The sequence below is a fragment of the Phyllobacterium myrsinacearum genome (assembly GCF_014138285.1).
GTDB lineage: Bacteria > Pseudomonadota > Alphaproteobacteria > Rhizobiales > Rhizobiaceae > Phyllobacterium > Phyllobacterium myrsinacearum_A.
Genome location: NZ_JACGXN010000001.1, coordinates 1 through 25,906, shown reverse-complemented (window position 1 = coordinate 25,906; position 25,906 = coordinate 1). Strand labels below are relative to the sequence as shown.

Sequence of the window (25,906 nt, the reverse complement as noted above, 5' to 3'; positions counted from 1 at the left end):
ATTTTTGACAAATACTCTTTGTAAAACAATAGCTTAAGAAAAAGGTATTATATTACCACATATTTCTCGCCCGGATTTGCGGCGTTTCGCGGGATTTTTAGTCCGCTTACAGCTCTAGCTGCGCGGTGGAATCGAATAAGTCGCCGTGGCGTGGGCCACCAGTTCATCGTCTTGGCCATTGGTGAGCGAGATATCCATCACCGCGAGCCGCTTTCCCAGCTTGAGTACCTTTGCCGTGGCGTCGATGGGACCGAGTTCCGGCTTGCGCAGGAAGTTGATATTGAGATTGGTCGTCACTGCCAGCGCCACCGGGCCGATTTGCGCCAGGATGGCTACATAGGCGGCAATATCGGCAAGGGCGAACAGTGTCGGACCCGATACGGTACCGCCGGGGCGCAAATGCCGGTCGCCCGGATCAAGCCGCATCGTGGCATAGCCGGGGCCGGCTCCCGTCACCGTGTAGGCAACACCGTCGGCATTGACCTGTGGAAACTCACTCTCGAGAAAAGCCGTTAACGCTTTTACGTCCATTGCAGTCCCCACGGTACACTCCATCTGTTCTCTCATGGCATTCGCTGATATTCCTAGCTATCCGTGTCTTCTTTGCAAGGAAGCCAGTTATGACGCTGCTCCGATCCACGCTCTTTTTCATCGCTATTCTTGCGGCCGCGCCTGTAACGCCGTCCTTTGCACAGACCGCGCCGCAGATCGAACCCTTCAGCCTGCCGGTCCGGCCAGTGGTGCTGAGCCAGGATATCATCAAGCGCTTTCTCTACAGTTTTGCGCCGGTAGGCGCGCAGATGAAAGAAGAGGCTGCAGGCAATACCGCCACACCCGAAGCAACGGCGCGGCTGGACAAGAAGGCGGCCGAATATGGCTTCAAGGACTTCAACGATTGGGGCGAAACCACTCGAACAATCATGGTGACCTATCATTGGCTCACCAATCCCGATCCGCGCGAGGAGGTGGAAAAGGCGATTGCCGCCATTCCGTCCACGCCTAACCTGTCCGACAAGCAGAAGGCCGACATGATTGATGGTCTGAAAACCGGATTGGAAACGGTTGAAAAGGCACGGCCATCCGCAGAAAACATGGCCATTGTCAAAAAGCATTTAAGCTCTATCAAACCACTTTATAAGCAATGGACAAACCTCTGACCGAGGTGTCAGCGCATACAAATAAGGAGTGACATGGGAGAAGTTCACATTATCCGCAAGGAAGAACCAATCGTCGGGTATGAACTCATCTCGGGTGTTTTGCGCCTGACTTTGCAGAATCCGCCTGCCAACGCGCTGTCGATCGCGCTGATGCAATTGCTGCTGGATCATCTGCTTGCGGCACGGGACGACAAGGCCGTGCGCGTGATCATCATCGATTCCGCACAGAAACTGTTTTCGGCGGGTCACGATCTGAAAGAACTGACCGCACATCGGCAGGATGCCGATCGCGGCCGGGCATTCTTCGAAGAGACGATGCAACTCTGTGCCGAACTGATGCAGGCGATCGTGCACCATCCAAGGCCGGTGATTGCCGCCGTCGGCGGGCTTGCGACTGCTGCGGGCTGCCAGCTTGTGGCCTCCTGCGATCTGGCGATCTGCTCGGACAAGGCGACATTCTGCACACCCGGCGTCCATATCGGCCTTTTCTGCTCGACACCGATGGTTGCCCTGTCGCGCAATGTCTCGCGCAAGCAGGCCATGGAGATGCTTCTGACCGGCGAGGTTATCGATGCATCGACCGCACGGGAGTTCGGTCTGGTCAACCGCGTTGTTCCGGAGGAGTACCTGAATCCGATTGTCAGGAAATACGCCCAAGCCATTGCCGAGAAATCAACTTTGACCGTTAAGATAGGCAAGGAAGCCTTTTACCGGCAAGCGGAAATGGGGCTTTCCGAGGCCTATGCCTATACGGCCCAGGTAATGGTGGAAAACATGCTGGCACGCGATGCGGAAGAAGGCATCAACGCCTTCATCGAAAAGCGCAAGCCGGAATGGAAGGGTGAATAATCCCATGGATCACGATCATTATCCGGATGATTACATCAGGGGCATTCTTTCATCCGTCAAAACCATCGCCATGGTCGGCGCCTCGGCCAATGAGGTGCGGCCGAGCTTCTTCGTGATGAAATATCTGATCGACAAAGGATATCGGGTTATACCAGTAAATCCGGGGCAGGCGGGCAAGGCGATCCTTGGCCAGACGGTTTATGCGCGCCTTGCCGATATCCCTGAAACCATCGATATGGTCGATGTGTTCCGCGCGTCCGATGCAGTGCCCGCGATTGTCGATGAAGTATTGGCATTGAAACCGCTGCCCAAAGTCATCTGGACCCAGTTGACTGTCCGCCACGATGAAGCGGCGCGCAAGGCGGAAGCGGCAGGCATTCAGGTGGTGATGAATCGCTGCCCGAAGATCGAGTATGCGCGGCTCTGTGGAGAAATAGGCTGGAGCGGCGTCAATTCGCGTATCCTGTCAGCGAAGAAACCGCAGATGCGTCAGGGCTTTCAAAGTTTTGGTCTGAGATCACCAAAATAGGTTGGCGGCAAAGCCGTGATCCCATAGCCTGTGCCAAATCAGGAATGACAGGGAGTTGAACCATGGCGCATCGCGCACCCGGAATTGAAACTCTTGCCGTGCATGCGGGCGCCCAGCCTGATCCGGCAACAGGCGCGCGCGCCACACCGATTTACCAGACGACAGCTTTTGTTTTCGACGATGCCGACCATGCCGCTTCGCTGTTTGGCCTGAAGGCCTTCGGGAATATCTACACCCGCATCACCAACCCGACCAATGCTGTGCTTGAAGAGCGTGTGGCCGCGCTCGAAGGCGGAACCGCTGCGCTGGCCGTCGCATCCGGCCATGCGGCCCAGTTTTTGGTGTTTCACACGCTCATGCAGCCGGGTGACAATTTCGTCGCCTCCAAAAAACTCTATGGCGGTTCGATCAATCAGTTCGGCCAATCGTTCAAATCCTTCGACTGGCATGTACGCTGGGCTGAGCCCGATGATCTCGCCTCGTTCGAATCGCAGATCGACGACCGGACCCGCGCGATCTTCATCGAGAGCTTCGCCAATCCCGGCGGCATCGTCACGGATATCGAGGCGATTGCCACCATCGCTCACAAGCATGGGCTGCCGCTGATCGTCGATAATACGCTGGCATCGCCTTACCTGATCCGGCCGATCGAGCATGGCGCCGATATCATTGTTCATTCGATGACCAAGTTTCTCGGTGGCCACGGCAATTCCATGGGCGGGGTGATTGTCGATTGCGGCACGTTCGACTGGTCGAAATCAGGCAACTATCCGCTGCTGTCCGAACCGCGCAGCGAATATAACGGCATTGTGCTGCATGAAACCTTTGGCAATTTCGCCTTTGCCATCGCCTGCCGTGTGCTTGGGTTGAGGGATCTTGGCCCCGCACTGTCGCCATTCAATGCCTTTCAGATACTTACGGGTATCGAGACCTTGCCGCTGCGCATGCAGCGCCACGCTGATAATGCGCTTGCGGTGGCAACATGGCTTTCAGGTCATGAAAAGGTTGCCTGGGTCAGCTATGCCGGACTGCCGAATGATCCCTATCATGCCCTGCAGCAGAAATACGCGCCGCGCGGCGCCGGAGCCGTTTTCACCTTCGGGTTGAAGGGTGGCTATGAGGCTGGTGTCAAGCTGGTCGAGCACCTGCAACTGTTTTCGCATCTGGCCAATATCGGTGACACCAAATCCCTGATCATCCATCCCGCGTCGACCACGCACCGGCAGTTGAGCGACGCGCAAAAGGTTGCCGCTGGCGCGGGGCCGGACGTCGTGCGGCTGTCCATTGGGATCGAGACTGTCGAAGATCTGATCTCCGATCTTGATCAGGCATTGACGAAGGCAGGGTAAACCCATGACATCATCGCATTTTGTCACCATCGATTTCGGCAGCATTGATCCCGAACACGGCGCACCGGCGGCAGACCGGGTTATCTCGGGCGATCCGCAATTCCGAACATGGAACTGCGATGAGGCTGAGGGTGGCCTTTACGCAGGAATATGGGAGGCAACGCCGGGCAAATGGCGCATCGTCTATGACGAATGGGAGTTCTGCCACATCCTCTCGGGCCGCTCGATTGTCACCGAAGAGGGTGGCAAGGAGCAACGTCTGGAAGCAGGTGACAGCTTTGTACTGCGTCCGGGCTTTCGCGGCACATGGGAAGTCATTGAGACCACGCGCAAGGAATATGTGATCCGGTTGTGAGGTGACTGCTTGCATAACCCTTGTACGTGGTTCGCCCTTCGACAAGCTCAGGAAGCTCACCATGAGGGAATTGGTTTGATTGCAAAGCCAACCAGCAATTTTGCAGAATAAAACACCCTGCAATCCTCGCTCTCCCTCATGCTGAGCTTCCTGAGCTTGTCGAAGGGCGAACCACGTACAGTGCTTTTGCAAAACACCTCACCACTCCACCGCCAACCGCTCCAGTCCATGGAAATGATAGGTATCCTTGAAGCGCGGAGCTTCCTTGAAATGCAACCCCGGCAGCCGGTCGAACAGCACCTTCAACGAGACCTGCAACTCCAGCCGCGCCAATGGTGCGCCGATGCAGAAATGGATGCCCGCGCCAAAGGAGAGGTTTTTCTGGTCCGTCCGGCCCGGCACAAAGTTGCCGGCGTCAACAAAAGCCTTGGGATCGCGGTTGCCTGCGCCGAGCATGAGACCGATCTGGTCGCCGGGCTTCACCGCAATGCCGTCGCCGAGGTCGATCTCCTCATAGGCATAGCGCGTGAACATATGCAGCGGAGCGTCGAAACGCAGGCATTCCTCGACGGTCTGCGCCGTTGAATCCGCATCGCGAAACAGGTCGTTGGCATTGCGATCACTTTCCAGAATGGTTTTAACCGCATTGCCGGTTTGGTGCACCGTGGCTTCGTGTCCGGCATTGAGCAGCAGGATCGCCGTGGTGATCAGTTCGTCTTCGGATAGTTTCGAACCGTCAGCTTCGGCAGCCAGCAGCAGGCTGAGAAGATCGTCGGCCGGTTCGCTGCGCCGACGTCCGGCGTAGTCCCTAAGAAAACCGGAGAATTCGACAGCGGCGGCATTGGCGCTGTCCTCCGACTGGCGGTTGCGGCCATGCATGTACATCGCAACCATGCGGTGCGACCAGTCGAGAAGCCGCGGTGCCGCTTCCGTTGGCACGCCAAGCATTTCCGCAATTACTGTCACAGGAATGGGTGTAGCGAAATCGGCGATGAGATCGGCTTCACCCTTTGCCTCGAACCGATCGATCAGATCGTGCGCCAGAGTCTCGATGCGTGGGCGCAGGCGCTCCACCTGCCGGGAAACGAAAGCCCGGTTGACCAGGGTGCGCAGCCGTGTGTGGGTGGGTGGTTCAAGCTCCAGCATGGAAAACTTTTCGACATGGTCGAAGTCTTTCAGATGTGCGCGATCACCCGTATTGCCTTGGGAATCGGCGATGCCATGGCGGTTTTCCCGGCCGAAGCGGCGGTCACGCAGCAGTTTGTTGACGCTGTCATAGCCGATGAAACACCAGAAGCCGTATTCCTCCCAGAAGAACGCCGATGTCTGCGCATGCAGCGCGGCATAGGTACCGTAAGGGTTCTGCACGAAAAGCTGGTCGTGCGGATCAAGCCGCAGATGGCGATTGGCGGGATCGAACTTGAATGAGGAGGGCTTAGCTGGATTCATGATGAAATATACCGTTGGACCGTGGGTCAGGCGAAAGAAAGACAGAGAATAGGCTGGCGACCAGTTTCCATGCGCCGCCAGTTCACAAAAGCGGAGCACTCCAGAAGATCTTCATAGGCACGGCGGCAACGGTCGCGCATCTGTTCAACTGCATCCAGCTGCAACACTACCATACCGCCTTTTTCGACATTGATGGTCGTCATCCCGTGATCAAGTTCATCCAGCGATGTCATGCAATCGATCCAGGCGTCCATGTTGGCGCCGTAAAAGGGGGGGAAGCCAAACATGGCGGCAAACACACGGTGAAAACTGTCTTCATCGAAAATGTTTGAGCAATCGATGCGAATGGTCTCATATTGCATGCGAATCTCCCTCCTACAGAAGTCATAGCAGGACCCAATCATGAAAATCACCATTGTCGGGGCAGGAATCGCCGGGCTGTCCAGTGCCTGGTCGCTGACCAAGGCCGGTCATGCCGTGACGCTGATCGAGCAGGGACCAATCCCCAACCCGCTGGCTGCCTCCGGCGATCACCATCGTATCATCCGGCGTGCCTATGGTGCAGCCGGTGGTTATGCCGATGCGATTTCGGAGGCCTACGCGGCATGGGATGAGCTGTGGCAGGATATGGGAACGAGCCATCTCGATCCGCGCGGCTTCATCTGCATATCACGCGAAGCGGGCGATGAAGCAGAAGAATACCGCCAAGGGCTCGAGCACGGCGATTATCCGCTGGAGCTCTATGAACCCGCAGAGGCGATAAAGCGCTTTGGTTATCTGGAAGAAGGCACATTCCGCTATGCGTTCTTTTCGCCCGAGGGCGGAGCGCTGCATTGCAGGAAGATTGCTGTGGATATTGCCCGCTGGCTGCGTGCTCATGGCGCCACCCTTCTCGAAAACACGAAGGTTACTGCTGTCGACAGTGCTGCAGGCGCTGTGACGCTGGCAGATGGCAGCGTCATTACCGCTGACAGGGTGGTCGTTACATCAGGCGCGTGGGTGACAAAACTGTTTCCCGATCTGGTCACTTCGCTCACCACCTACCGGACGGCGGTGGTCTATCTCGAACCGCCCGCGGATTTGCAGGCAGCGTGGAACAACTCTCCCGTCGTGCTCGATGTGGGCGGGCGCACGGATGGCTATATTATTCCGGCAAGCGGTGGGGGCGGCCTGAAATTTGGCTCCGGTCTGCACAAGCGCAAATCAGCTGACGCCGATGCCGGTCGTGTTGCCGAGGCGGGCGAGGGCGAGGCAATCCGTGATCTGTTCGCTCCGCCGATGAAGCGGCTTGATGAATACAAGGTCACCAGCGTCGTGACATGCGCCTATACATTCACCGCGGATGAACGTTTTTTCGCTACGGAAGAGGGCAAATGTCTGGTTGTTTCAGCCTGCTCCGGACATGGATACAAGTTCGGTGCGGCGGTCGGCCGGCGTGTCGCCCAGACGCTGGGAACGGGCGATGTACCCTTGCTGAAACGCTGGTTGCGGGCAGAAGCCGCCTAAAAAGCTGTTCTGCGCTTGCGCTCGTTACCGGATGACGGCAGAACATCTTGCGGAACAGGGTGGCAACACCCTATGTATCGAAAGTGTAATCCACGAATCTTGGGGGCGTTCAAACCCCTTGTTCTCCAAAACGCTGAGGCCCACCGATGAGAGATCCAATCGAAACAGCAATGAACCTCGTACCCATGGTCGTCGAGCAGACCAACCGGGGCGAGCGGGCCTATGATATTTTCTCGCGCCTGCTGAAAGAACGCATCATTTTCATTACCGGACCCATCGAGGACGGCATGGCGACGCTGATCTGCGCCCAGCTTCTGTTCCTTGAATCGGAAAATCCGAAGAAAGAAATCAACCTCTACATCAATTCGCCTGGCGGCGTCGTCACGTCAGGCATGGCGATCTACGACACCATGCAGTTCATCCGTCCTGCCGTCTCGACTCTTTGCTTCGGTCAGGCGGCATCGATGGGTTCGCTGCTGCTGACGGCCGGTGAAAAGGACATGCGTTTCGTTCTGCCGAACGCCCGCATCATGCTGCACCAGCCTTCCGGCGGTTTCCAGGGTCAGGCTTCGGATATCGAACGCCATGCCCAGGACATCATCAAAATGAAGCGCCGCCTCAACGAGATTTACGTCAAGCATACGGGCCGCGACTACGAGACGATCGAGAAGACTCTCGACCGCGATCACTTCATGACGGCACAGGAATCACTTGAGTTCGGTCTTATCGACAAGGTGCTGGAATCCCGTGCGATCATCGAAGGGGATGCAAAGTAACCGGCTAAATGGCCGCACCGGGTCAAGAATGAACTTTTTTTGACCCGGATGCGGACTTTTTGCCACACATCCGGCTTGCATGCAGGCCAACAGACGCTACGTTAAGTGATTGGTGAGTAGAGGAAGCCTATTCTTCGAATTACTATTCGAATCATTCCCCGAAGGGCATAGTCCAAAGGGGGTGAACGGTTCCCGGCCAAACAGGGCGCCGATACTGAAAGGAAACTGCAATGAGCAAAGTCAGCAACGGCGGCGGTGATTCCAAGAATACGCTTTATTGCTCGTTTTGCGGGAAGAGCCAGCACGAAGTTCGCAAGTTGATTGCGGGCCCGACTGTTTTCATCTGCGATGAATGCGTCGAGCTGTGCATGGACATCATCCGCGAGGAAAACAAATCCTCGATGGTGAAATCCCGCGAAGGCGTTCCGACGCCGCAGGAAATCATGGCTGTGCTCGATGATTATGTCATCGGTCAGAACCATGCCAAGCGTGTTCTCTCTGTCGCGGTGCACAACCACTACAAGCGGTTGGCCCACGCATCGAAAAACAATGAAGTCGAACTGGCGAAGTCCAACATCCTTCTCGTTGGTCCAACCGGTTGCGGCAAAACCTATCTGGCGCAATCGCTCGCCCGTATCATCGACGTGCCGTTCACGATGGCAGACGCGACGACACTGACGGAAGCCGGTTATGTCGGTGAGGATGTCGAGAACATCATTCTCAAGCTGCTTCAGTCTGCCGACTACAATGTCGAGCGGGCACAGCGCGGCATCGTCTATATCGACGAAGTCGACAAGATCAGCCGCAAGTCCGATAACCCGTCGATTACGCGCGACGTGTCGGGCGAGGGTGTGCAGCAGGCACTTCTGAAGATCATGGAAGGTACGGTTGCTTCCGTTCCGCCGCAGGGCGGACGCAAGCATCCCCAGCAGGAATTCCTGCAGGTGGATACGACCAACATCCTGTTCATCTGCGGTGGTGCCTTTGCCGGTCTCGACAAGATCATCTCGGCACGCGGCGAGAAGACGTCCATCGGCTTCAGCGCCGCGGTCAAGAGCCCGGACGAGCGTCGTGTCGGCGCGATCTTCCGCGAACTTGAGCCGGAAGATCTGCTGAAATTTGGTCTTATCCCCGAATTTGTCGGCCGTCTGCCTGTGATCGCGACGCTCGAGGATCTCGATGAAGCTGCCCTCGTGCAGATTTTGTCGGAACCGAAGAACGCCCTGGTCAAGCAGTATCAGCGTCTGTTCGACATGGAAAATGTCGAGCTGACGTTCCATGAGGACGCTCTGAAGGCAATCGCTCTGAGGGCCATTGCCCGCAAAACAGGCGCGCGCGGTCTTCGTTCGATCATGGAAAAGATCCTGCTCGATACGATGTACGAACTGCCAACGCTGGACGGTGTTCAGGAAGTTGTGATCTCCGGCGATGTGGTTGAGGGCAATTCGCGCCCGCTCTACATCTATGCCGAGCGCAAGGAAGAAAAGGGCAATGTTTCGGCTTAAATCGCCGAATCAATGTCTGAGAAACAAGGGCTCCGCATCAGCGGAGCCTTTTGCATTTGTGTCGCGTCTTAATTGCGCCACGAAACAATATTTACGATTGGTTAACCACAAGGGGCGCACAATTTTTTGCAGAGCAGCGTAGGTAAAACGGCGTAGACTGGGCAGTATCGCCCCTGTCGACCGATGATTTCCACGAAAATCATCCTCTTCAGAGGTGTGCTGCATCGCAAAAGATTGCGCTTGGAGTTTGGTAGGAGCAGGATAGATTACGATTCTGTGACCAAGCTTGAAACCGGGGCGCTTGAAACAAGAGCCCCGCCACTCCAAGTAAAGGTTAAGCTGCACAACCGGTTGTATGCCGCTCTTCGCATGATCCCCGAAAGTGATCCCGACTTTTTGGAAAGATCAGGCAACCAAAGGGTACCCGGATGTGGCGATCTAGGCCGACTGGCCTGAGAAAGGACATGAAATGACGGTTGCAAGCAAGAAGACACCGGCGGGTGGGGAAAACGGGCTTTATGCCGTTTTGCCGCTGCGCGATATCGTTGTCTTCCCACACATGATCGTTCCGCTCTTTGTCGGTCGCGAAAAATCCATTCGCGCACTCGAGGAAGTGATGGGCGTCGACAAGCAAATCCTGCTTGCCACACAGAAGAACGCTGCGGATGATGATCCGCAGGCGGATGCCATCTACAACATCGGTACCATTGCCAATGTCCTGCAGTTGCTGAAACTGCCGGATGGTACGGTCAAGGTTTTGGTCGAAGGTATTGCCCGCGCTGAAATCACCAGTTTCAGTGATCGTGAGGATTATCACGAGGCCAATGCCACGACGCTGGCGGAACCCGCCGAAGACCCTGTTGAAATCGAAGCCCTGGCCCGCTCTGTCGTGTCGGATTTTGAAAACTACGTGAAGCTGAACAAGAAGATTTCGCCAGAAGTTGTTGGCGCTGCCGGACAGATCGAGGATTACTCGAAGCTGGCCGATACGGTTGCTTCGCATCTTGCGATCAAGATTCCTGAGAAGCAGGACATGCTGTCCATTCTGTCCGTGCGCGCACGGCTGGAAAAGGCCATGTCATTCATGGAGTCGGAGATTTCCGTTCTTCAGGTGGAAAAGCGTATCCGCTCGCGCGTCAAGCGCCAGATGGAGAAAACCCAGCGCGAGTACTACCTCAATGAACAGATGAAGGCGATCCAGAAGGAACTTGGCGACGGCGAAGATGGCCGCGACGAGGCAGCCGAACTGGAAGAGCGCATCAAGAAGACGAAGTTCTCCAAGGAAGCACGTGAGAAGGCCAATCAGGAGCTGAAGAAGCTTCGCCAGATGAGCCCGATGTCCGCCGAGGCGACAGTTGTTCGCAACTATCTCGACTGGCTGCTGACCATTCCGTGGAACAAGAAGTCGAAGGTCAAGAACGACCTGAACCTTGCTGACGAGATTCTGGATGCCGAGCATTACGGCCTCGACAAGGTGAAAGACCGGATCGTGGAATATCTCGCCGTACAGGCGCGGTCGACCAAGATCAAGGGTCCGATCCTGTGCCTCGTTGGTCCTCCCGGTGTCGGCAAGACCTCGCTGGCGCGTTCGATCGCCAAGGCAACCGGCCGTGAATACATCCGCATGTCGCTTGGCGGCGTGCGTGACGAGGCTGAAATCCGTGGTCACCGCCGTACCTATATCGGTTCGATGCCCGGCAAGGTCATCCAGTCGATGAAGAAGGCAAAGAAGTCCAATCCGCTCTTCCTGCTCGATGAAATCGACAAGATGGGCCAGGATTTCCGCGGCGATCCATCATCGGCTCTGCTTGAGGTGCTCGATCCGGAGCAGAACTCAACGTTCATGGATCACTATCTGGAGGTCGAATATGACCTTTCGAACGTGATGTTCGTGACGACAGCCAATACGCTGAACATTCCTGGTCCGCTGATGGATCGTATGGAGATCATCCGTATTGCCGGTTACACGGAAGACGAGAAGGTTGAGATTGCCAAACGGCACCTGCTGCCCAAGGCCATCCGCGACCATGCGTTGCAGCCGAAGGAGTTTTCCGTATCGGAAGGCGCGATCCGTGCCATCGTCCGTGATTACACGCGGGAAGCTGGTGTGCGCAGTCTCGAACGTGAATTGATGAAGCTTGCCCGCAAGGCAGTGACGGAAATTCTGAAGTCGAAATCCAAGGTGAAGTCGGTGAAGGTCACTGAGGCCAACATCAACGACTATCTCGGCGTGCAGAAGTTCCGCTTCGGCCAGATCGACGGTGAAGATCAGGTTGGCGTTGTCACAGGGCTTGCCTGGACCGAAGTGGGCGGCGAATTGCTGACCATTGAAGGCGTCATGATGCCCGGCAAGGGCCGCATGACGGTTACGGGCAATCTGCGCGACGTGATGAAGGAATCGATTTCTGCGGCGGCATCCTATGTCCGCTCCAGAGCCATCGATTTCGGTGTCGAGCCACCACTGTTCGACCGCAGGGATATCCACGTGCACGTGCCGGAAGGCGCAACGCCGAAGGATGGTCCATCGGCTGGTGTTGCCATGGTGACGGCGATTGTCTCGATCCTGACCGGTATTCCGGTTCGTAAAGACATTGCCATGACCGGCGAGATTACGCTGCGCGGCAGGGTACTGCCAATCGGTGGCCTGAAAGAGAAGCTGCTTGCCGCGCTGCGCGGCGGCATCAAGACGGTTCTGATCCCGGAAGAGAACGCCAAGGATCTGGCGGAGATTCCGGACAATGTGAAGAATGGCCTTGAGATCATTCCTGTCAGCCACGCGAATGACGTGCTCAAGCATGCGCTTGTTCGTGCACCTGTGCCGATCCAGTGGACCGAACCGGTCCATGTACCGGCAGCAGCCACGAACGAGGACGATGCCGCGAACCAGATCGCGCACTAAGCACCACACTCAATGAAAAAAGCCGGGCAAGAAATTGCCCGGCTTTTTGATTCGAGCCTGTAGCCCTTTAGAGGGTGCCTGTGAGGATGCCGACACCGGCCAGAGCTGCCAGCCCGCCGATGATCCGCACGATGCCTGGACCCACACGCTGACTGATTTTGCCGATGCCAAAGCCAATTCCGATACCGGCAACGTGGAGCAGGGCGGTTGCAGCCATGAAACCACCGGCATAGGCGAGCCCACCGGCACTCTCAGGCATTTCCGCACCATGGGCATGGCCGTGGAAGACGGCAAACAGGCCAACAAGGGCAACTGCTATTGCAGCCGGCGCCTTGATCTCAAAGGCAACCGCGGCGCCCAGCACGATGACCGAGAGCGCGATTCCGAGTTCCACGAAGGGCACGTTGATGCCGGCGGCGCCGAGCGCACCACCGGCAGCCATCATGCCGACAAAGGCCGCAGGAACGAGCCAGAGCGCTCGGCCTCCCAGCTGAAAGGCAAAGACGCCGACAAGAATCATCGCGAGAACATGATCAAGGCCGGAGATAGGGTGAGCAAAGCCGTGGGTAAAGCCGCTGGTTTCACCTACGCCCACATGCGCGTGGGCAAGGGCAGGGTAAAGCATGGCGAGTGAAAAGACGGTGATGCGTGACGGGGTCGTTGACATGTGATGTTCCCATTATTTGGTTTGTCTCTTGGAAGGAGAACATCATTGTTGCCGCAGAAAACGCCGGGCGCAACGGGCAAAATGCTGCGCCAGGTCGATATTGGCGGGGAAAGCGCGGCATGAGCCTGCTCCTCCCTTTGGGCAGTCCGAACCAGCAGAAGTCGTCGGGTGCCAACTCCCGCTGGAATTTCTGCCGCGAAAACCACGCAGGTAGACGGCCTCACCTTTTGCGCGCAGCAGACGGTTGCGGTACGGCCGTTGATGTAGCGTGGCGCCGCCTGCAGTGCGCAATTGCAATAACAGTCCTGCCCGTTGTAAATATTCCGCTACTTGATTTCAAAGGAGGCGCAGCATGGACCGAATCACGGGCGGCTGCCTATGCGGCAACGTTCGAATTGTGGCCTCGGGACTCCCATACCGGGTCGGCATCTGTCACTGTCTCGACTGCCGCAAGCACCATGGGGCGCTTTTCCACGCTTCCGCTATATTCCCTCAGGAGGCTGTGACGATCAGTGGTGAAACCCGCGACTATGCCGGGCGGTTTTTCTGCCCCCGGTGCGGCTCGTCCGTTTTTGCACGCTCCGCGGATGAAATCGAAGTGAACCTGGGATCCCTCGATGCCCCTGACCAACTGACGCCAACCTACGAACTCTGGACCATCCGCCGCGAGTCCTGGTTGCCGCCGTTTCCGCTCAAGAGACGGTATGACCGCGATCGTGACGCAGCGAGTCGCCTGGAGGAGTAGGCCGCACGAATTGGTGCGAAGACCCTGTCAGGAGGTGACAGAGGTGTATGCCGTGAGCAGCACTTCGAAACAGGTGCCCGTGAACAGCGCCACCGAATCTTGGTAAAAGTGGAGAAACCTGGGCTTCCTTTGTTATTTTAGACAGAATGCGTTTGGATCCGCATGTGAGCACTCTGATTGGCTTGCCTCGCATAAGAACATCAGTTGGCGGGCTTTTTCAGTGGCGATGAATCACGCCCCTGAGCAGAGGTTGATGTAAGTCATTGATTTCCAGGAAGGAGAATGGTGGGCGATGAGAGACTCGAACTCCCGACATCTTCGGTGTAAACGAAGCGCTCTACCAACTGAGCTAATCGCCCCTCACAGAGGGTGTGTGGGGAGCGTTTAGGCGTTTCGCGCGCCATTGGCAAGGGGGTATTTGACACTTTTATGATTTGTTTGAAGAGTTTTTCACAATCGCATTTTTCGTGTCGAGAAGCGCTTGACACTCCCCCGCGAACCCCTTAAACGACGCCTCACACCAGATGAATTTCTGGTTTGCAAAGTGCGCGGGTGTAGCTCAGTTGGTTAGAGTGCCGGCCTGTCACGCCGGAGGTCGCGGGTTCGAGCCCCGTCACTCGCGCCACTTTTGCCCTTTAAAATCAATGACATTGAATTGGTCCCTTCGGGGAAAGTCGGAACGCCAGACTGACTGCTCCAACTTTTGAGCGTCATTTGTTCTCCCGGTTGTTAATTCTGCCAGCTAGGCCCGCTGTATCTGCACTGCACACCGCGTTCACGTGTACCGGGGCATAAGTCTGTTCAAGCTTCTTTGATTCTCCCGTGGAATTCGCAAGTTTGGCCGACAACTGCGACGCCTAGGAGCTGGCCGTCTGCCGCCGTGAGCTTTCGGGCCTCGTCGACTTCAAGGCCATCAGGTGATTTGCGCCGATCGGCGGACCCAGGGACAGGGAATATTTGCCGAGTGCTGGGGGAAGAGCTTCACGGCCTCCCGCCATGGACATCTATGGTGAAAACGTCAATAGCAACTGGGCTGATCTATTTGTACGGCAGTCCACGGGGTGTTTGGTGGCAAGTTTACTGTTTTAACAAACGCAACCCCATTGGATTTCGGCGGAACAAAAAAGCTCTCGGTACGAGTATCGCTTTGGCCCCCGTATGACAGTTTATATGTCGTGGAACAGTTGTATGGTCGGTCATCAGGATTGGCTGCAACAATCCAAAAGCCCTTGTCATTTGAATCCCACCTGAGCATCGGTGATGACCAGGCAATTGATGGTGTCGTGACAACCAAGAATGTGCTCACCGCAAGCCACATTCTTATGGGGAAACTATTTGAATGACGGGACATCGAATTAGTGCTCCATGTACCTCGACGTTAGCATCTAATTCCGGTCCGTAGGGCTCACAGATTCTTTCAGTATGTCCGAGTAGAGCAGCCCGGTGGCTCGCAGGTTCAAACCCTGTCTCCGCGACCAATGAAAAGAAACGTCCTCGTCCTTCAGCGCTTAAGATATCTGGCGCACAGCAAAAATAGCGGAACAGACGCTGCCCAGAAAATGGCACCTTGCATCAGTCGGTAAGAAAAGACACCGACAATTCCACCGAACAGGAAAGAAACGATCGTAGCAGAATGCAGCTTCAATCGCTGGATTGTTGCGCTGCTTGCTTCCTTGCTATGCGAGTGCCACAGAGTTGCCAGTCCGACGCCGATATCCGTCGCTACGCCCGAAACGTGGGTTGTTCTGACCCGGCCCGTCGACATGCGCGTTGAGGCAGCGTTCTGAATTCCCATTGTAAAGCTCAGGATGCCGACGATCAATGTCCCTATCAAAGGGCCGGAACCGTGAATATCCAAGGCTCCCACAACAAGGAGGAGGCACGCTTCCGCAAGAAGTGTGAGCGCATAAACCCTCCGCCAGTTCTTATGTTTGCCGAGCTGGATAAACAGGGAGGCTGCGAATGCTCCCATGATGAACAGCACCACGATTGATGCGAAGGCTGTAGCGATAGCAAATTGTTCGAGCGAGATATGGTCGGAGATGAGCGAAACATTGCCTGTCATATTGGCGGAGAAATATCCAAATGCGAAATAGCCGGCACTGTTGACCGTGCCGGCAACAAACGCGAGTATGGCCGCCAGCATTAGGTCGATACGAGTGGTACGACTGTCGCCCTCTTGGATAAGCATTGCGAACCTTGCATCATGTTGTGATTGTGAGCAGTGCTGAGTCCCGGCTGAAAAGCAAGATAGGGCCACGATCCGGACCATGGCGGAAGACGCCAAGCTCCATGGACACCTTTCCGTCAGACAGATCAGATAATCCCCGATCAGCCTTGCCAGACGCAGGGTTGAGCTCCAAGCGCCGGGACCCCCCCCCGTCTGCCAATGGAATCTGGTCTATTAATTCAATGCGTTGCAGTTTCTTTGCATGACTGATCCGATTGCCATTGATTATTGCTATCCGACAACATGCAGCAGTGACCTGCAATTGGACTTCTCGCCAGTGCATGTAAACGCGTTCTTTGCCGACGCTGCGGCACTCTAAGCCACGATCCCGATGTAACATATGGCGAGCGCGCAAAGTGCTGCCATGCCGATTGCACCATAGAACAGAACATTCTTGGTAGCTTCAGACATGTCGGTCTCCCGGTTCTGGTGATCTGGAAGTTCGGAACTCTTCGAGGAAGGAAACCGCAACGTGCGGTCTCGGCAGCACAAAGCCAGCCTCGAAGGGGTTTCGACGCCCAACGCGCTATGTTGACGCGTCAATGTTGCCGATACATTACAGGAAGCTCGTACCATGTGCAGATCCTCACGGCTGGCAAGCGTCGTACTCAGCTAATGTTTATATGTTCTGTGTGAATTCCCATCCGTCGCGGGTCCATCGGCGCCGTATCTGACCAGACGATTTAAATAGCTTGCCGTCGTTCAGGCGAATGAATCCGCTGGGGCGGTGGGGATGCCGATCGCCGTTCTTGTTGTCTGAACCATGGGAATGAATCATAAAATTCCTCGAAAAGTCTCCCGACTGCGGCAAACTTGCCCTTCATCACAGTTGGGTCTGTGCGGGCATTGAGCGACCCGCAAAGATGACGGCGGCCAGTCTCAACGACCTCTATAAAGCCATTGGCACGATATCGGCTCAATTTGAAAGCTTTGCGCCGGGATATGGACGCATCCGACCGCAGGGCGGGCGCTGAAACCCGGGAGGTGGATGAAAAGCAAGCCGTCGTTCATCGCCGCATGGATGGACTGATCGAAAAAGTCAGCGGCATCAAAATTCATATGGCATCCATCTCTGCTAAGATCGATGACAGTAAGAAGATCAGGGACGAAATGAAGAAAGTGGATGGGGATCGGGGTCTCGTCGGCCTTGCCGGTACGGCTCTTGGTGTTACGCTCGCGAACTCAGTCGAATGGTTGGCGAGGCCATTTCATAGGCGAGGCCCGGCAATCGTCAACGGGGGAAGAATATCACCGGGCCTCATGTTGACACTGGAGAGCGACAACAATCCAAACGTGGGCACATGGTATGACAATTTCAAGAAGCAGCAGTCTGACACGTTAAACCCGATCTGCGAGCGCGTCTAAATCGCAGATCGGGTTCAAACTTCCAGCACTTGGTAGTGGGGCCCAGATTGCCTCACAGTTTAACCCGTTTGACGATACTGAGCCCCTGTCGAGTAGCGTTTCTGAAACAGGTCCAGTGCTTGCTCGGCAAGGAATCAACGTAGTTCGTGTGCGATAGTTCCCGACTTTCTCGATTTTTTGCGGTGTCTGAATCGGGGTGCCTGATACGGCGGGGCTTTTTTGCTTTTCTGGAACCCTCTCGCCTCGACAACGTTACGGGGCAGGAGGATTTCAATCATGATTCGTGCAGAGATTGTCGGTCCTTTGACCGAATATGAATATCAGACGCCAGAACAGCGCCATGCCCATTGCATGGAGGTTATGCGGGAACGATTTCTGGATGAGGTTTCCACAAGCGACATCCGGGTAATTGCGGATGAGGCCGAACTGGCGGGTTGGAATTACCGCGAGGTCCGCCGGGCAATTGACGCACTGGTTGAGGAGAAAGCCGGTCAAGCAGACGAGGGGCCATGCTGATGGAAAACCATCCATTTGAACATGTGAATCTTCAGTTGGGTAATGGTGCTCGGGTAGTTTCAATTCGCTCCATTCATGAAGCTCTTGTATTCCTGTCCAATGAATGGCCGGCTGACAAGGGCCGCAAATACCATATTGCGATACGGGCTTGTGCCGAAGCCTTGGAAAGCAAACGATCAGGTGACGAAGCCCGCAGGGCCTTTATCGACGCGGCAAAGGCCATTGATATTTATGTGCACGAGCGCACGCCTAGCCGGGAACATCACTGAAGATCGTTCGTCTTCACATTCGCGCTGGTGTTCCGGGTGCTTGGTGCAGGTTGTCGATTTTCACCGGCTCGTCCGGGGTTAGGTCTGCCGCACCAAGCAGCCGATCCGGGCCGGTGCCTAAATCTGGCTTTATGGCTGGCTGACCGAGAAAGTTCCTTTGGAACTAATGGCTCGAGTCGAGAATGTTCTTGATGCCAGGTAGGCGAGGGCGTCATTCTTACCTTCTGCGAAAGAGGCAATCATATTCATTCGGGAGCGCCGTTGATCAGGACGATAACTTACGTCCCTCTGCAATCGGCGTGATCTGGCCGTCGTCCATTTTGAACACGCCGTTCTGCCCGCCTTGCTCGGCAAAATCAGTCTCCAAATCACCCCATGTCCCCAACAATAAACCACACGTCGAGCAATGGATCTGGGTCTTGTCGTCGACGTTCTCTGGAATAGTGAGATAGATGGTTCCGCAGTCCTTGCACTCTAATCTGTGGTCCAGATTTCTTACCATGCTGTGCAGCTCCATGACCAAATTGGCATGAATATATACCTGACGATCAGATTTTCAATTGGGCTCTTTAGTCAGCGGTCTTTGCCCATGGAACGTATTGCCGCTTGAACTGTTCTGGAAGATATCAGGGCGGTTAACATGACTACTCATGACGACAGAAATGCAATGAAAGCCAAGGAGTTTCGCAAACAGATTGGCCAATCCCAATTACGAGAAAGTCTGCGATCCCGCTATGCACTCATGCCCAACAATGAATTGTTCGAGAATCTGTTAAAGCGTCTTGAGGAAGCTGAGGCATTGAAGCGGAAGTGAGATTTTACTGTTTGAAACCAGCCCAGCCGTGCACGGTACCCCGCAATACCCCCAGTTCCATAGCGCTTGCTGAATCAGAACGGGAAACCTCATTGCGGCCTTCCTCTGCTCAGGTGCGAAGCCGCACGGATCAGATCAATCTATTCTCAATCGCCATCTGGCAATCAGCATAGCGGTCAGAATAATTCCCCTTGGCCCTTGGAGCCTTTATCTTCATTGATATGCTCTCGCCTGCAGACTATGCCAAAAACTTGACAAATACGAGCTCCGGATCGTTATCGTCCAGGTTATGAACGTACCCGCTCGGACTAAAGCTAGCTTGAGAGAGAAGCCTCTGCATTGCCTGATTTGAGAGGTTTGTTGTTGCCCAAATTTTCGGTGTTGTGCAGATATCTATAAAGTAGCGCAGCAGGGCAGCGCCGACGCCCTTCTTTCGGAATGCCGTCCCAACCATGACCATTTCAATCATGCCTGAGCGAAAGAAATGGTAGTTGAAAACACCGTAGGCGGCGATTTCGTTATTATGACAAGCCACAAAACATTCGTTCGCGTCGATCCATTGTTTTATTTCTTTGGTACGCTCTGGATAGGTGGGAGTGATGGTATCAAGAGACGTCAGAGCATCCAGATCATTCAACGCGGCCAGCCGCATTTCAATTTTCATGTTTTCATTACCAGCTGGTCAACGATCTGTTTCTTGCTCTTGGTGCGTTTACTTCAATTCGAGTGTTTCTTTAGCTGAAACCTGTTTCAATTTTGTTCTCAATAACCAAAGAGTCAAGTGGAGTAACAGTCCGTTTCAGGGTTAGGGCAACTTGAGCGTCCGTTGTCAGATTAGGCGCCACCTTATAGATTAGGACGATACTTTGGAGATTGGGTACATGGCAATCAAACGAATGGACAACGTAGGAATCGTCGTCGCAGACCTGGACGTGGCGATCGATTTCTTTCTCGAGCTGGGCCTTGAGCTCGAAGGGCGGGGTATGATCGAAGGAGAATGGGCTGGACGTGTGACTGGACTGGGCGATCAGCGTGTCGAGATTGCTATGATGCGCACACCGGACGGCCATAACCGCCTCGAGCTCTCCTGCTTCCTCACGCCGCCTGTCGTCGAAGATCACCGCAACGCTCCGGTCAACGCCCTGGGTTACCTTCGTGTCATGTTCGCCGTGGACGATATAGACGAGACGCTTGAAAGGCTCCGCAAGCGTGGCGCGCAACTTGTAGGTGAAGTAGTCCAGTATAAAGACGTGTATCGGCTCTGCTACATCCGTGGACCTGAAGGGATACTCATCGGACTCGCCCAGGAGCTCAGCTGAGAGTGATACGAAGACAAATAGGAAAGAGTGATCGACGTCAGCGAGCGCGTGAGGTTGACTTGTCACTCTGTTATCGCTCATTCCCATATTAATTCTTCCAGTTTGGGAGGCTCGGGTGGCAATACGATTAGTTCGTCGTCGGGCAGGGGCTTTTGAAGCCTAAGCGCCTCTTTCCTCGGAGCATTCAGCTAAATGTCGATTTCTTCGGGCGTGCGCAGGATGACGGGCATCGCCTTGGAGTGGATGGATTCGACGACAGCATTCGGGCGCGTTGTCAGGAAGGCGAATATCTCCGTATCAATCGGGCCTTCCTTTGCCTTGCGCACTCCGCTCCATTTCGTCCACACACCTGCAAACCAGAACAGGGGCTTGTCCTCATTCAGCGCAAACCAGTAGAGCGGAAGATTGTTTGTGATGGGATCGCGGACGCTGCCATACTCAGAAAATCGGGTGACGGGCACAACGCAACGGTTTTCCTTACCCATCCAAGTCTGCCAGTGCGGTATCCATGACTTTCGGACATTTGTAACACCACTGTCGACGGTTACGCCAGTCTTGGCGTTGGGCTTCAAATGCTTTGCCGGTGTCGGCATGCCCAACGCAGCACCGCCAGCTCCATTTCGCCGTCTGCGTCCTTGCGGGCTATTGGGGCTGGATAGTCCGGATAGGTATCCTCATCGAACTCGTTTCGGTTCGTTCGATTGCCGATCCCCTTGAAGAGATCGCGCATCGCCTGAAAGCCGGTGGTCATTCTATAAAGGTTGCACATTACGGACAGCGTCCCCAAATCCGCTTTGTCGAAACTGGCTTCATTCGTAAGGTCGCTAATTGCGAGATCAATCCACGTTCCATCAATCATGCCCATGAGGATTTCATGGTTATTGGTGCTTATGATCGTGGTCGATGTTGCTCGCTCTGTGCCAGTCCCTTTAGTTTTGAAAGCAAGCAACTCATCAAACAGTGTTGAGGCGCTAGCCACCATTCTATGGGACATTAGGGACAACATGATGCTAGAGAAAATTGCCAGTATTTTATGCATTCATCCCACCAAGAGTTTTATTTCACGAATGATAATTGATCCGGCTGCGATCACAAGATGCTCAATCCCGAGGCCCGTTTGCCTTGCCGACGACCGAGACTGTCTTCCTGTCACAGGCGTTGCATTTGAGTTTCGGTCTGATCGCATTGATTGGAGAGTACAATCCATACTTCTTTGCAAGCTCGTAGCGGTCGATCTGTTTTGCCCGGCTGCATTCCGTGCAAACAGCAAACAGAATCTCGTAGCTGGCCAGATCAATGAATGCCTCCAAGTTGGTCACGAACGCTATATAGACGCGCAACTTTGCCACGATGGTTAATCCCGCGGTCGGTTTCGCGTGCCAAATTCGTTCATGTGTTTGCCCTTGCAGAGACTGCATTTGAGCAGCGGGGCCAAACTATTGATCCTAGCGTACTTCCCATGCTTCCGCTCAAGATCGTATCGATCGACCAATCCGTCCCGGCAGCAGTTATTACAATAGCCATAGAGATCGTCCCAGCTTTCCAGATCACAAAAAGGTCCGTGTCTTTCGGCCCGTTCAATGACTTCTTTCTAGCTATACCGGCCCACCAGTTGGCGCACGCACGGCGAGCGCCAGGTGCCCTTCCTGCGCTGTTCGGGTGTGATCCAGTGGCCATCGAAAGTCTTGAGGAATATCTCGGCGCTTTCCCGCTCGGTGAAGCACTAGATGACGAAACCTTCGTCATCGTCATTGTAGTGGTGATTGAGACGGTAATCCCTCTATGTTCTCAATGTTGTTGATGGCTGCATGCCCTCCGACCTTGGCGCCGGATCAAAGCCGGAACTCGAGGAGGAAAGGCGGCTGCTTTACGTCGCAATGACCCGCGCAAAGGATGATCTGCATCTTGTGGTGCCCAAACGATTCTTCACACACGGTCAGAACTCATAGGGTAACCGGCACGTTTACGCTTCGCGGACGATGTTTATTCCGGCAACGCTGCTGCAGTATTTCGAATGCACGACGTGGCCCAAGATGCGGGCAGATACCCTGAAGCAGGTTGAAGCGAAAAATGTGCGTGTGAATATCGCCGCTAGGATGAGGGGCATGTGGGGGTAGAGGGTGACTCAATGAGCTGTGGTTTCAAAGAAATGATCGCATGCGCAGGGTTGTTTTGCGCACGAAACTAGGGTAGCTCGCATGCATTCATAATTCATCGGTGTAGGCGACAATTGGTATTTAGTTCAACGACATTTCTCTTTGCGTTCTTGCCAATAGTACTTGCACTGTACTATCTCGCGAACAATAAAATCAGAAACACAGTACTGCTAATCGCAAGTCTGGTGTTCTACGCTTGGGGTGAGCCTCATTTCGTTATCATAATGCTCGGTTCGATTCTGATGAATTGGGTGATCAGCGTAATGATGGGACTGACAAAAGGAAAAAAGTGGGAAGTTATCTGGTTGTCGGTTGGTATAATGGCCGATTTGATAATGCTGGGATATTTCAAATATTTCGCGTTTGTCGCAGGCAGTGTCATGTCGGTGATAGCACCTTTTCTCGGGCATTCTGTTCACTTTAATGAGGTTGCGCTACCTCTCGGTATTTCCTTCTATACTTTCCACGCCATTTCCTATCTGGTCGACATTTATCGGCGTCAGGCAGCTCCGCTGAAAAACCCATTGACGATGGGGTTGTATATTTCTCTTTTTCCCCAGCTGGTGGCAGGGCCGATCATTCGCTTTCATGACGTAGCAGATCAGTTACTGCATCGTACGAATACGCTGGAAAGATTCTCGTCTGGTATTGAACGGTTTGTGTATGGTCTTGGCAAAAAGGTGCTGATCGCTAATTCATTGGCCGTAGCCGCAGATGCGTCGTTTGCTACTTCAAATGGCGACCTCTCCATGGCGACCGCTTGGATCGGTATCGTATGTTATACGCTTCAGATTTACTTTGATTTTTCGGGTTACTCTGACATGGCAATTGGTCTCGGCAGGATGTTTGGGTTTGAGTTCCCCGAGAATTTTAACTATCCCTACATAGCCAAATCCATTCGCGAATTCTGGCGCCGGTGGCATCTATCATTGTCTACTTGGTTTCGCGATTATGTCTATATCCCTCTTGGGGGAAATCGCGGTGGATACATTCGGACAAGATTTAATCTATTTGCAGTGTTCTTTCTCTGCGGACTTTGGCACGGGGCAAGTTGGAATTTCGTTCTGTGGGGCATGTTCCATGGAGCACTCCTGATGATCGAACGTGGTAAATTTGGAGAAATTCTTGATAAATCACCGCCATTATTTACACGGATTTACACAATATTGTTTGTGATGATTGGCTGGGTGTTCTTCAAGGCCAATGATTTCCCCCATTCGATTAAATATCTGAAAGCCATGAGTGGCTTCGGCGATGGGGTCGCCTTGGTAGGGCCCATTGCTCCAGTACTTTCATTCAAGCTTTATTTCTTCATCGTCATCGCAATCATTCTTGCAACTCCTATCGCGACATTCCTGGCACGCGATTGGAAAAACAGGCGGTTCCCATCCCATGCTAAGGAGCCCTATCCAAGCCCTGTCGGAATAGTTGTTGATCGCCATATGAGTAAAATAATGCCGGTGATCCGTACCGTGTGCACCTTGGTTATTTTCTATCTCAGTGTAGCTCAACTTTCTGGATCGACGTACAACCCATTTATCTATTTCAGGTTCTAAATGCCAAGACTTCAAAAAATCACCAATATGGTATTAGTGTCTGTGTTTCTAGCGACGGTCTGTATTCCATTCAGCGCCCTGTTTGTCTCGAACGGTACAACGAGCGAGCAGCGCGTCTTAGCAGCATTTCCGAAATGGAACGGTACGTGGGATGGTACCCTTGCATATCAAAAAGGCATTGATGCCTACATCAACGATCATTTTGGTTTTCGAGAACGGTTTCTCGACCTGCAAGGATGGCTATATTACAATCTTTTCAAGGCGTCGTCTTCGAGTCGCGTAATCGCTGGGACCGGCAATTGGCTTTTTTATGCTGATGACGGTTCACTTGATGATCTTCAAGGGATAGTCCCCGCGAGTAATGCATTGGTTTCGGCATGGTCAAAGAGTGTTCAACAAAGGGGTGAATGGCTTGCGGGCAAGGGTATCGAATACCGGGTTGTGATCGTTCCGGATAAGCACACTGTGTATCCGGAGTTTCTGCCCGATCATTTGCGGATAGCAGTTCGGTCTAGATTAGACGGGATCATGGAAGGGATGTCTGGTTCGAACAATGTGGTGAACCTCACTCAAACCCTCGTCAGTGCGAAGCAAAGGTTTGGCGGGAACCTTTACTATCACACGGATACCCATTGGACTGATCTGGCAGCATACTTGGCTAATAACGCTATCATGGCCTCTTTGGGCGGCAAGAAATCTGACGATGCTGATCTAAGGTTCGTAAAGGACGCCAACCCTAAGCCCCGTGACCTAGCCATTATGTCTCGGATCAACACGTGGGAAAGCAATATTACGGTACCGTCGCATGAGCCTAAAGGTTGTGTGCCGGGCCAAGTCCTTCCACCAGTGGGCGGAGATTTTTCTGGAGTACGGGACGTTTCGGCGACGCTCTGTCCCGATAAAAGCAAGTCGGTGCTTATCTTCCATGATTCTTTCATGGTTTCGCTGGCACCGTATCTAACAAACGAATTTAGGCGTTCAGTTCTGCTCTGGACTAATCCTAACGATGATCTATTCGTTCGAATGGTTGAACAAGAAAAGCCGGATGTAGTCATCGAGGAGCGGGTTGAGCGGTATATGCAAATCCCTCCAGCAACGGAAGCTAAATTTGTTGCAGCAAACATCAACACTCCTGCAATTAGGAACTACACAACTGCGCTTCGTAAGGCTCATGACAATATTTATCCAATCATCCAGGGGTACTCAGTAATACACGGCAACCAAGTAACCGTTGACGGGCAGCAATGGGCTGATGTCAATTCTGAGCAGGGCGGTGTAGTCGAACAGGCTACGGATGTAGGGGGGGCTATTGCGCTATCAGGATGGGCCGGGTCCACGAGCGGGGATAGACCAGCTGAATATGTAATCGTGGCAAAGGGTGGACTGATATTCTTTGCCGCAAGCGTTGGTCTATCTCGACCAGACGTTGCAAATTCGCTTGATACGAATCAGCTCGATCGCTCCGGATTTTCTTTCTCTCTTTCCAAGGCGATGTTATCAAGGTCTGCGGGCCCTATAAGGCTCTATGCTGTAACAGATCGATACGTGAGTGAACTTGCGATGCCGCCGAATGTGCAAGCACAGTTATCGCAATAATTGGTCCATAATTATTTGAGATGCGTGATTCTAGCTCGCATTTTGCCTTGATCGTTAGTATTGCCAATGCGAGATTGGCGATAAATTCACAATCTTAACTTTGCGGCGGAATGGTAGTGCCACCCGTTCCGTGTTTTGCGGACTTATTCTCTGACCTGAGACCCGATTTCCCTCCAGTTTTTAGGAGAGTCTTGGGTTTTCAACCTGGCCTCATGCGGCCTGTTTTTCCAGCGTAATGTTCATTGCGAATTCGTCAGGCGTGAGGTTTCCCAATGAAGAATGTGGTCTGTTGTGGTTGT

General features: G+C 54.0%; 27 protein-coding genes, 2 tRNA genes and 1 pseudogene. 19 read left to right on the top strand and 11 right to left on the bottom strand.

Annotation, left to right across the window (positions count from 1 at the left end):
- Positions 1-114 precede the first annotated feature (114 nt).
- Complete coding sequence (locus tag FHW16_RS00145; protein ID WP_182547163.1) at positions 115-531, bottom strand: PaaI family thioesterase; 417 nt, start codon at positions 529-531, stop codon at positions 115-117.
- An 89-nt stretch (positions 532-620) separates the two neighbouring features.
- On the opposite strand from FHW16_RS00145, the gene FHW16_RS00140 reads away from it, so the two are divergent.
- The 5 genes from FHW16_RS00140 (at position 621) to FHW16_RS00120 (ending at position 4,239) form a co-directional block, all read left to right on the top strand.
- A complete protein-coding gene (locus FHW16_RS00140; protein WP_182547162.1) occupies positions 621-1,157 on the top strand; it encodes a hypothetical protein in 537 nt (178 codons plus the stop codon).
- A 33-nt stretch (positions 1,158-1,190) separates the two neighbouring features.
- Positions 1,191-2,006 (top strand): enoyl-CoA hydratase, encoded by an 816-nt coding sequence (locus FHW16_RS00135; RefSeq protein WP_182547161.1) that lies wholly within the window; start codon positions 1,191-1,193, stop codon positions 2,004-2,006.
- Between the two features lie 4 nt (positions 2,007-2,010).
- The gene (locus FHW16_RS00130) at positions 2,011-2,535 is read left to right on the top strand and encodes a CoA-binding protein (protein WP_182547160.1); all 525 of its coding nucleotides are present in this window, start codon (positions 2,011-2,013) and stop codon (positions 2,533-2,535) included.
- A gap of 62 nt (positions 2,536-2,597) precedes the next feature.
- Positions 2,598-3,884 carry an O-acetylhomoserine aminocarboxypropyltransferase gene (locus tag FHW16_RS00125; RefSeq protein WP_182547159.1) on the top strand — a complete coding sequence of 429 codons (1,287 nt, stop codon included), beginning with the start codon at positions 2,598-2,600 and terminating at the stop codon, positions 3,882-3,884.
- A gap of 4 nt (positions 3,885-3,888) precedes the next feature.
- Entirely contained in the window at positions 3,889-4,239 is a 351-nt protein-coding gene (locus FHW16_RS00120) for a cupin domain-containing protein (protein WP_182547158.1), read from the top strand.
- Positions 4,240-4,437: 198 nt separating this feature from the next.
- Here the strand turns inward: FHW16_RS00120 and FHW16_RS00115 are convergent, their stop codons facing one another.
- Positions 4,438-5,688, bottom strand: coding sequence for a cytochrome P450 (locus FHW16_RS00115; protein WP_182547157.1), 1,251 nt, complete (start codon positions 5,686-5,688; stop codon positions 4,438-4,440).
- 26 nt (positions 5,689-5,714) lie between these two features.
- A complete protein-coding gene (locus tag FHW16_RS00110) occupies positions 5,715-6,050 on the bottom strand; it encodes a barstar family protein (protein WP_182547156.1) in 336 nt (111 codons plus the stop codon).
- Positions 6,051-6,090: 40 nt separating this feature from the next.
- On the opposite strand from FHW16_RS00110, the gene FHW16_RS00105 reads away from it, so the two are divergent.
- The 4 genes from FHW16_RS00105 to lon all read left to right on the top strand — a co-directional run bounded on the left by FHW16_RS00105 (position 6,091) and on the right by lon (position 12,374).
- On the top strand, positions 6,091-7,194 hold the full coding sequence (locus tag FHW16_RS00105) for an NAD(P)/FAD-dependent oxidoreductase (protein WP_182547155.1): 1,104 nt from the start codon (positions 6,091-6,093) through the stop codon (positions 7,192-7,194).
- A gap of 146 nt (positions 7,195-7,340) precedes the next feature.
- Positions 7,341-7,970 (top strand): ATP-dependent Clp protease proteolytic subunit, encoded by a 630-nt coding sequence (locus FHW16_RS00100; RefSeq protein ID WP_091883799.1) that lies wholly within the window; start codon positions 7,341-7,343, stop codon positions 7,968-7,970.
- A 230-nt stretch (positions 7,971-8,200) separates the two neighbouring features.
- Entirely contained in the window at positions 8,201-9,475 is a 1,275-nt protein-coding gene (clpX, locus tag FHW16_RS00095) for an ATP-dependent Clp protease ATP-binding subunit ClpX (protein WP_091883798.1), read from the top strand.
- A 469-nt stretch (positions 9,476-9,944) separates the two neighbouring features.
- On the top strand, positions 9,945-12,374 hold the full coding sequence (gene lon, locus FHW16_RS00090) for an endopeptidase La (RefSeq protein WP_182547154.1): 2,430 nt from the start codon (positions 9,945-9,947) through the stop codon (positions 12,372-12,374).
- A gap of 67 nt (positions 12,375-12,441) precedes the next feature.
- On the opposite strand, the gene FHW16_RS00085 is transcribed toward lon, so the two are convergent.
- Positions 12,442-13,041, bottom strand: coding sequence for a HupE/UreJ family protein (locus FHW16_RS00085; protein ID WP_182547153.1), 600 nt, complete (start codon positions 13,039-13,041; stop codon positions 12,442-12,444).
- Between the two features lie 352 nt (positions 13,042-13,393).
- Here FHW16_RS00085 and FHW16_RS00080 point away from each other — a divergent pair, with 352 nt between their 5' ends.
- Entirely contained in the window at positions 13,394-13,786 is a 393-nt protein-coding gene (locus FHW16_RS00080) for a GFA family protein (protein WP_182547152.1), read from the top strand.
- Positions 13,787-14,069: 283 nt separating this feature from the next.
- Here FHW16_RS00080 and FHW16_RS00075 read toward each other — a convergent pair.
- Positions 14,070-14,145: transfer RNA gene (locus FHW16_RS00075), tRNA-Val, on the bottom strand.
- A gap of 189 nt (positions 14,146-14,334) precedes the next feature.
- On the opposite strand from FHW16_RS00075, the gene FHW16_RS00070 reads away from it, so the two are divergent.
- Positions 14,335-14,411: transfer RNA gene (locus FHW16_RS00070), tRNA-Asp, on the top strand.
- An 876-nt stretch (positions 14,412-15,287) separates the two neighbouring features.
- Here the strand turns inward: FHW16_RS00070 and FHW16_RS00065 are convergent.
- Positions 15,288-16,058: a YoaK family protein gene (locus FHW16_RS00065; RefSeq protein ID WP_182547151.1), complete on the bottom strand. Its 771-nt coding sequence runs from the start codon at positions 16,056-16,058 to the stop codon at positions 15,288-15,290.
- 858 nt (positions 16,059-16,916) lie between these two features.
- Between FHW16_RS00065 and FHW16_RS00060 the strand changes: the two genes are divergently transcribed.
- The 3 genes from FHW16_RS00060 to FHW16_RS00050 all read left to right on the top strand — a co-directional run bounded on the left by FHW16_RS00060 (position 16,917) and on the right by FHW16_RS00050 (position 18,166).
- Positions 16,917-17,381 carry a DUF1515 family protein gene (locus tag FHW16_RS00060; RefSeq protein ID WP_348643833.1) on the top strand — a complete coding sequence of 155 codons (465 nt, stop codon included), beginning with the start codon at positions 16,917-16,919 and terminating at the stop codon, positions 17,379-17,381.
- A gap of 276 nt (positions 17,382-17,657) precedes the next feature.
- Complete coding sequence (locus tag FHW16_RS00055) at positions 17,658-17,897, top strand: hypothetical protein (RefSeq protein ID WP_182547149.1); 240 nt, start codon at positions 17,658-17,660, stop codon at positions 17,895-17,897.
- Positions 17,891-18,166, top strand: coding sequence for a DUF982 domain-containing protein (locus tag FHW16_RS00050; RefSeq protein WP_182547148.1), 276 nt, complete (start codon positions 17,891-17,893; stop codon positions 18,164-18,166). The genes FHW16_RS00055 and FHW16_RS00050 overlap by 7 nt, the downstream gene beginning before the upstream one ends.
- Before the next feature lie 265 nt (positions 18,167-18,431).
- On the opposite strand, the gene FHW16_RS00045 is transcribed toward FHW16_RS00050, so the two are convergent.
- Entirely contained in the window at positions 18,432-18,668 is a 237-nt protein-coding gene (locus FHW16_RS00045) for a hypothetical protein (protein ID WP_246711588.1), read from the bottom strand.
- Positions 18,669-19,218: 550 nt separating this feature from the next.
- The gene (locus FHW16_RS00040) at positions 19,219-19,644 is read right to left on the bottom strand and encodes a GNAT family N-acetyltransferase (protein WP_182547146.1); all 426 of its coding nucleotides are present in this window, start codon (positions 19,642-19,644) and stop codon (positions 19,219-19,221) included.
- 217 nt (positions 19,645-19,861) lie between these two features.
- On the opposite strand from FHW16_RS00040, the gene FHW16_RS00035 reads away from it, so the two are divergent.
- The gene (locus FHW16_RS00035) at positions 19,862-20,299 is read left to right on the top strand and encodes a VOC family protein (protein ID WP_182547145.1); all 438 of its coding nucleotides are present in this window, start codon (positions 19,862-19,864) and stop codon (positions 20,297-20,299) included.
- A 188-nt stretch (positions 20,300-20,487) separates the two neighbouring features.
- On the opposite strand, the gene FHW16_RS29195 is transcribed toward FHW16_RS00035, so the two are convergent.
- The 3 genes from FHW16_RS29195 to FHW16_RS00025 form a co-directional block, all read right to left on the bottom strand.
- Entirely contained in the window at positions 20,488-20,892 is a 405-nt protein-coding gene (locus FHW16_RS29195) for an SOS response-associated peptidase family protein (protein ID WP_348643832.1), read from the bottom strand.
- Positions 20,868-21,338, bottom strand: a complete 471-nt coding sequence (locus FHW16_RS29190; protein WP_348643831.1) for a hypothetical protein — start codon at positions 21,336-21,338, stop codon at positions 20,868-20,870. The genes FHW16_RS29195 and FHW16_RS29190 overlap by 25 nt, the downstream gene beginning before the upstream one ends.
- A gap of 61 nt (positions 21,339-21,399) precedes the next feature.
- Positions 21,400-21,648 carry a hypothetical protein gene (locus FHW16_RS00025; protein WP_182547144.1) on the bottom strand — a complete coding sequence of 83 codons (249 nt, stop codon included), beginning with the start codon at positions 21,646-21,648 and terminating at the stop codon, positions 21,400-21,402.
- 110 nt (positions 21,649-21,758) lie between these two features.
- On the opposite strand from FHW16_RS00025, the gene FHW16_RS00020 reads away from it, so the two are divergent.
- The 4 genes and pseudogenes from FHW16_RS00020 to FHW16_RS00005 all read left to right on the top strand — a co-directional run bounded on the left by FHW16_RS00020 (position 21,759) and on the right by FHW16_RS00005 (position 25,607).
- Positions 21,759-22,100 carry a hypothetical protein gene (locus FHW16_RS00020; protein ID WP_182547143.1) on the top strand — a complete coding sequence of 114 codons (342 nt, stop codon included), beginning with the start codon at positions 21,759-21,761 and terminating at the stop codon, positions 22,098-22,100.
- Positions 22,075-22,416: pseudogene (locus FHW16_RS00015) on the top strand (3'-5' exonuclease); the annotation flags it as partial. The gene FHW16_RS00020 and the pseudogene FHW16_RS00015, both read left to right, overlap by 26 nt.
- Before the next feature lie 302 nt (positions 22,417-22,718).
- Entirely contained in the window at positions 22,719-24,011 is a 1,293-nt protein-coding gene (locus FHW16_RS00010) for an MBOAT family O-acyltransferase (RefSeq protein ID WP_210277994.1), read from the top strand.
- Positions 24,012-25,607 carry an alginate O-acetyltransferase AlgX-related protein gene (locus FHW16_RS00005; RefSeq protein ID WP_182547141.1) on the top strand — a complete coding sequence of 532 codons (1,596 nt, stop codon included), beginning with the start codon at positions 24,012-24,014 and terminating at the stop codon, positions 25,605-25,607.
- Positions 25,608-25,906: the final 299 nt, after the last annotated feature.

Coding starts and splice junctions, on each gene's coding strand:
- FHW16_RS00145 (WP_182547163.1), bottom strand. CDS start 531: ATGGACGTAAAAGCGTTAACGGCTTTTCTCGAGAGTGAGTTTCCACAG.
- FHW16_RS00140 (WP_182547162.1), top strand. CDS start 621: ATGACGCTGCTCCGATCCACGCTCTTTTTCATCGCTATTCTTGCGGCC.
- FHW16_RS00135 (WP_182547161.1), top strand. CDS start 1,191: ATGGGAGAAGTTCACATTATCCGCAAGGAAGAACCAATCGTCGGGTAT.
- FHW16_RS00130 (WP_182547160.1), top strand. CDS start 2,011: ATGGATCACGATCATTATCCGGATGATTACATCAGGGGCATTCTTTCA.
- FHW16_RS00125 (WP_182547159.1), top strand. CDS start 2,598: ATGGCGCATCGCGCACCCGGAATTGAAACTCTTGCCGTGCATGCGGGC.
- FHW16_RS00120 (WP_182547158.1), top strand. CDS start 3,889: ATGACATCATCGCATTTTGTCACCATCGATTTCGGCAGCATTGATCCC.
- FHW16_RS00115 (WP_182547157.1), bottom strand. CDS start 5,688: ATGAATCCAGCTAAGCCCTCCTCATTCAAGTTCGATCCCGCCAATCGC.
- FHW16_RS00110 (WP_182547156.1), bottom strand. CDS start 6,050: ATGCAATATGAGACCATTCGCATCGATTGCTCAAACATTTTCGATGAA.
- FHW16_RS00105 (WP_182547155.1), top strand. CDS start 6,091: ATGAAAATCACCATTGTCGGGGCAGGAATCGCCGGGCTGTCCAGTGCC.
- FHW16_RS00100 (WP_091883799.1), top strand. CDS start 7,341: ATGAGAGATCCAATCGAAACAGCAATGAACCTCGTACCCATGGTCGTC.
- clpX (WP_091883798.1), top strand. CDS start 8,201: ATGAGCAAAGTCAGCAACGGCGGCGGTGATTCCAAGAATACGCTTTAT.
- lon (WP_182547154.1), top strand. CDS start 9,945: ATGACGGTTGCAAGCAAGAAGACACCGGCGGGTGGGGAAAACGGGCTT.
- FHW16_RS00085 (WP_182547153.1), bottom strand. CDS start 13,041: ATGTCAACGACCCCGTCACGCATCACCGTCTTTTCACTCGCCATGCTT.
- FHW16_RS00080 (WP_182547152.1), top strand. CDS start 13,394: ATGGACCGAATCACGGGCGGCTGCCTATGCGGCAACGTTCGAATTGTG.
- FHW16_RS00065 (WP_182547151.1), bottom strand. CDS start 16,058: ATGGTCCGGATCGTGGCCCTATCTTGCTTTTCAGCCGGGACTCAGCAC.
- FHW16_RS00055 (WP_182547149.1), top strand. CDS start 17,658: ATGATTCGTGCAGAGATTGTCGGTCCTTTGACCGAATATGAATATCAG.
- FHW16_RS00050 (WP_182547148.1), top strand. CDS start 17,891: ATGCTGATGGAAAACCATCCATTTGAACATGTGAATCTTCAGTTGGGT.
- FHW16_RS00045 (WP_246711588.1), bottom strand. CDS start 18,668: ATGGTAAGAAATCTGGACCACAGATTAGAGTGCAAGGACTGCGGAACC.
- FHW16_RS00040 (WP_182547146.1), bottom strand. CDS start 19,644: ATGAAAATTGAAATGCGGCTGGCCGCGTTGAATGATCTGGATGCTCTG.
- FHW16_RS00035 (WP_182547145.1), top strand. CDS start 19,862: ATGGCAATCAAACGAATGGACAACGTAGGAATCGTCGTCGCAGACCTG.
- FHW16_RS29195 (WP_348643832.1), bottom strand. CDS start 20,892: ATGCCGACACCGGCAAAGCATTTGAAGCCCAACGCCAAGACTGGCGTA.
- FHW16_RS29190 (WP_348643831.1), bottom strand. CDS start 21,338: ATGCATAAAATACTGGCAATTTTCTCTAGCATCATGTTGTCCCTAATG.
- FHW16_RS00020 (WP_182547143.1), top strand. CDS start 21,759: ATGCTTCCGCTCAAGATCGTATCGATCGACCAATCCGTCCCGGCAGCA.
- FHW16_RS00010 (WP_210277994.1), top strand. CDS start 22,719: ATGATGGGACTGACAAAAGGAAAAAAGTGGGAAGTTATCTGGTTGTCG.
- FHW16_RS00005 (WP_182547141.1), top strand. CDS start 24,012: ATGCCAAGACTTCAAAAAATCACCAATATGGTATTAGTGTCTGTGTTT.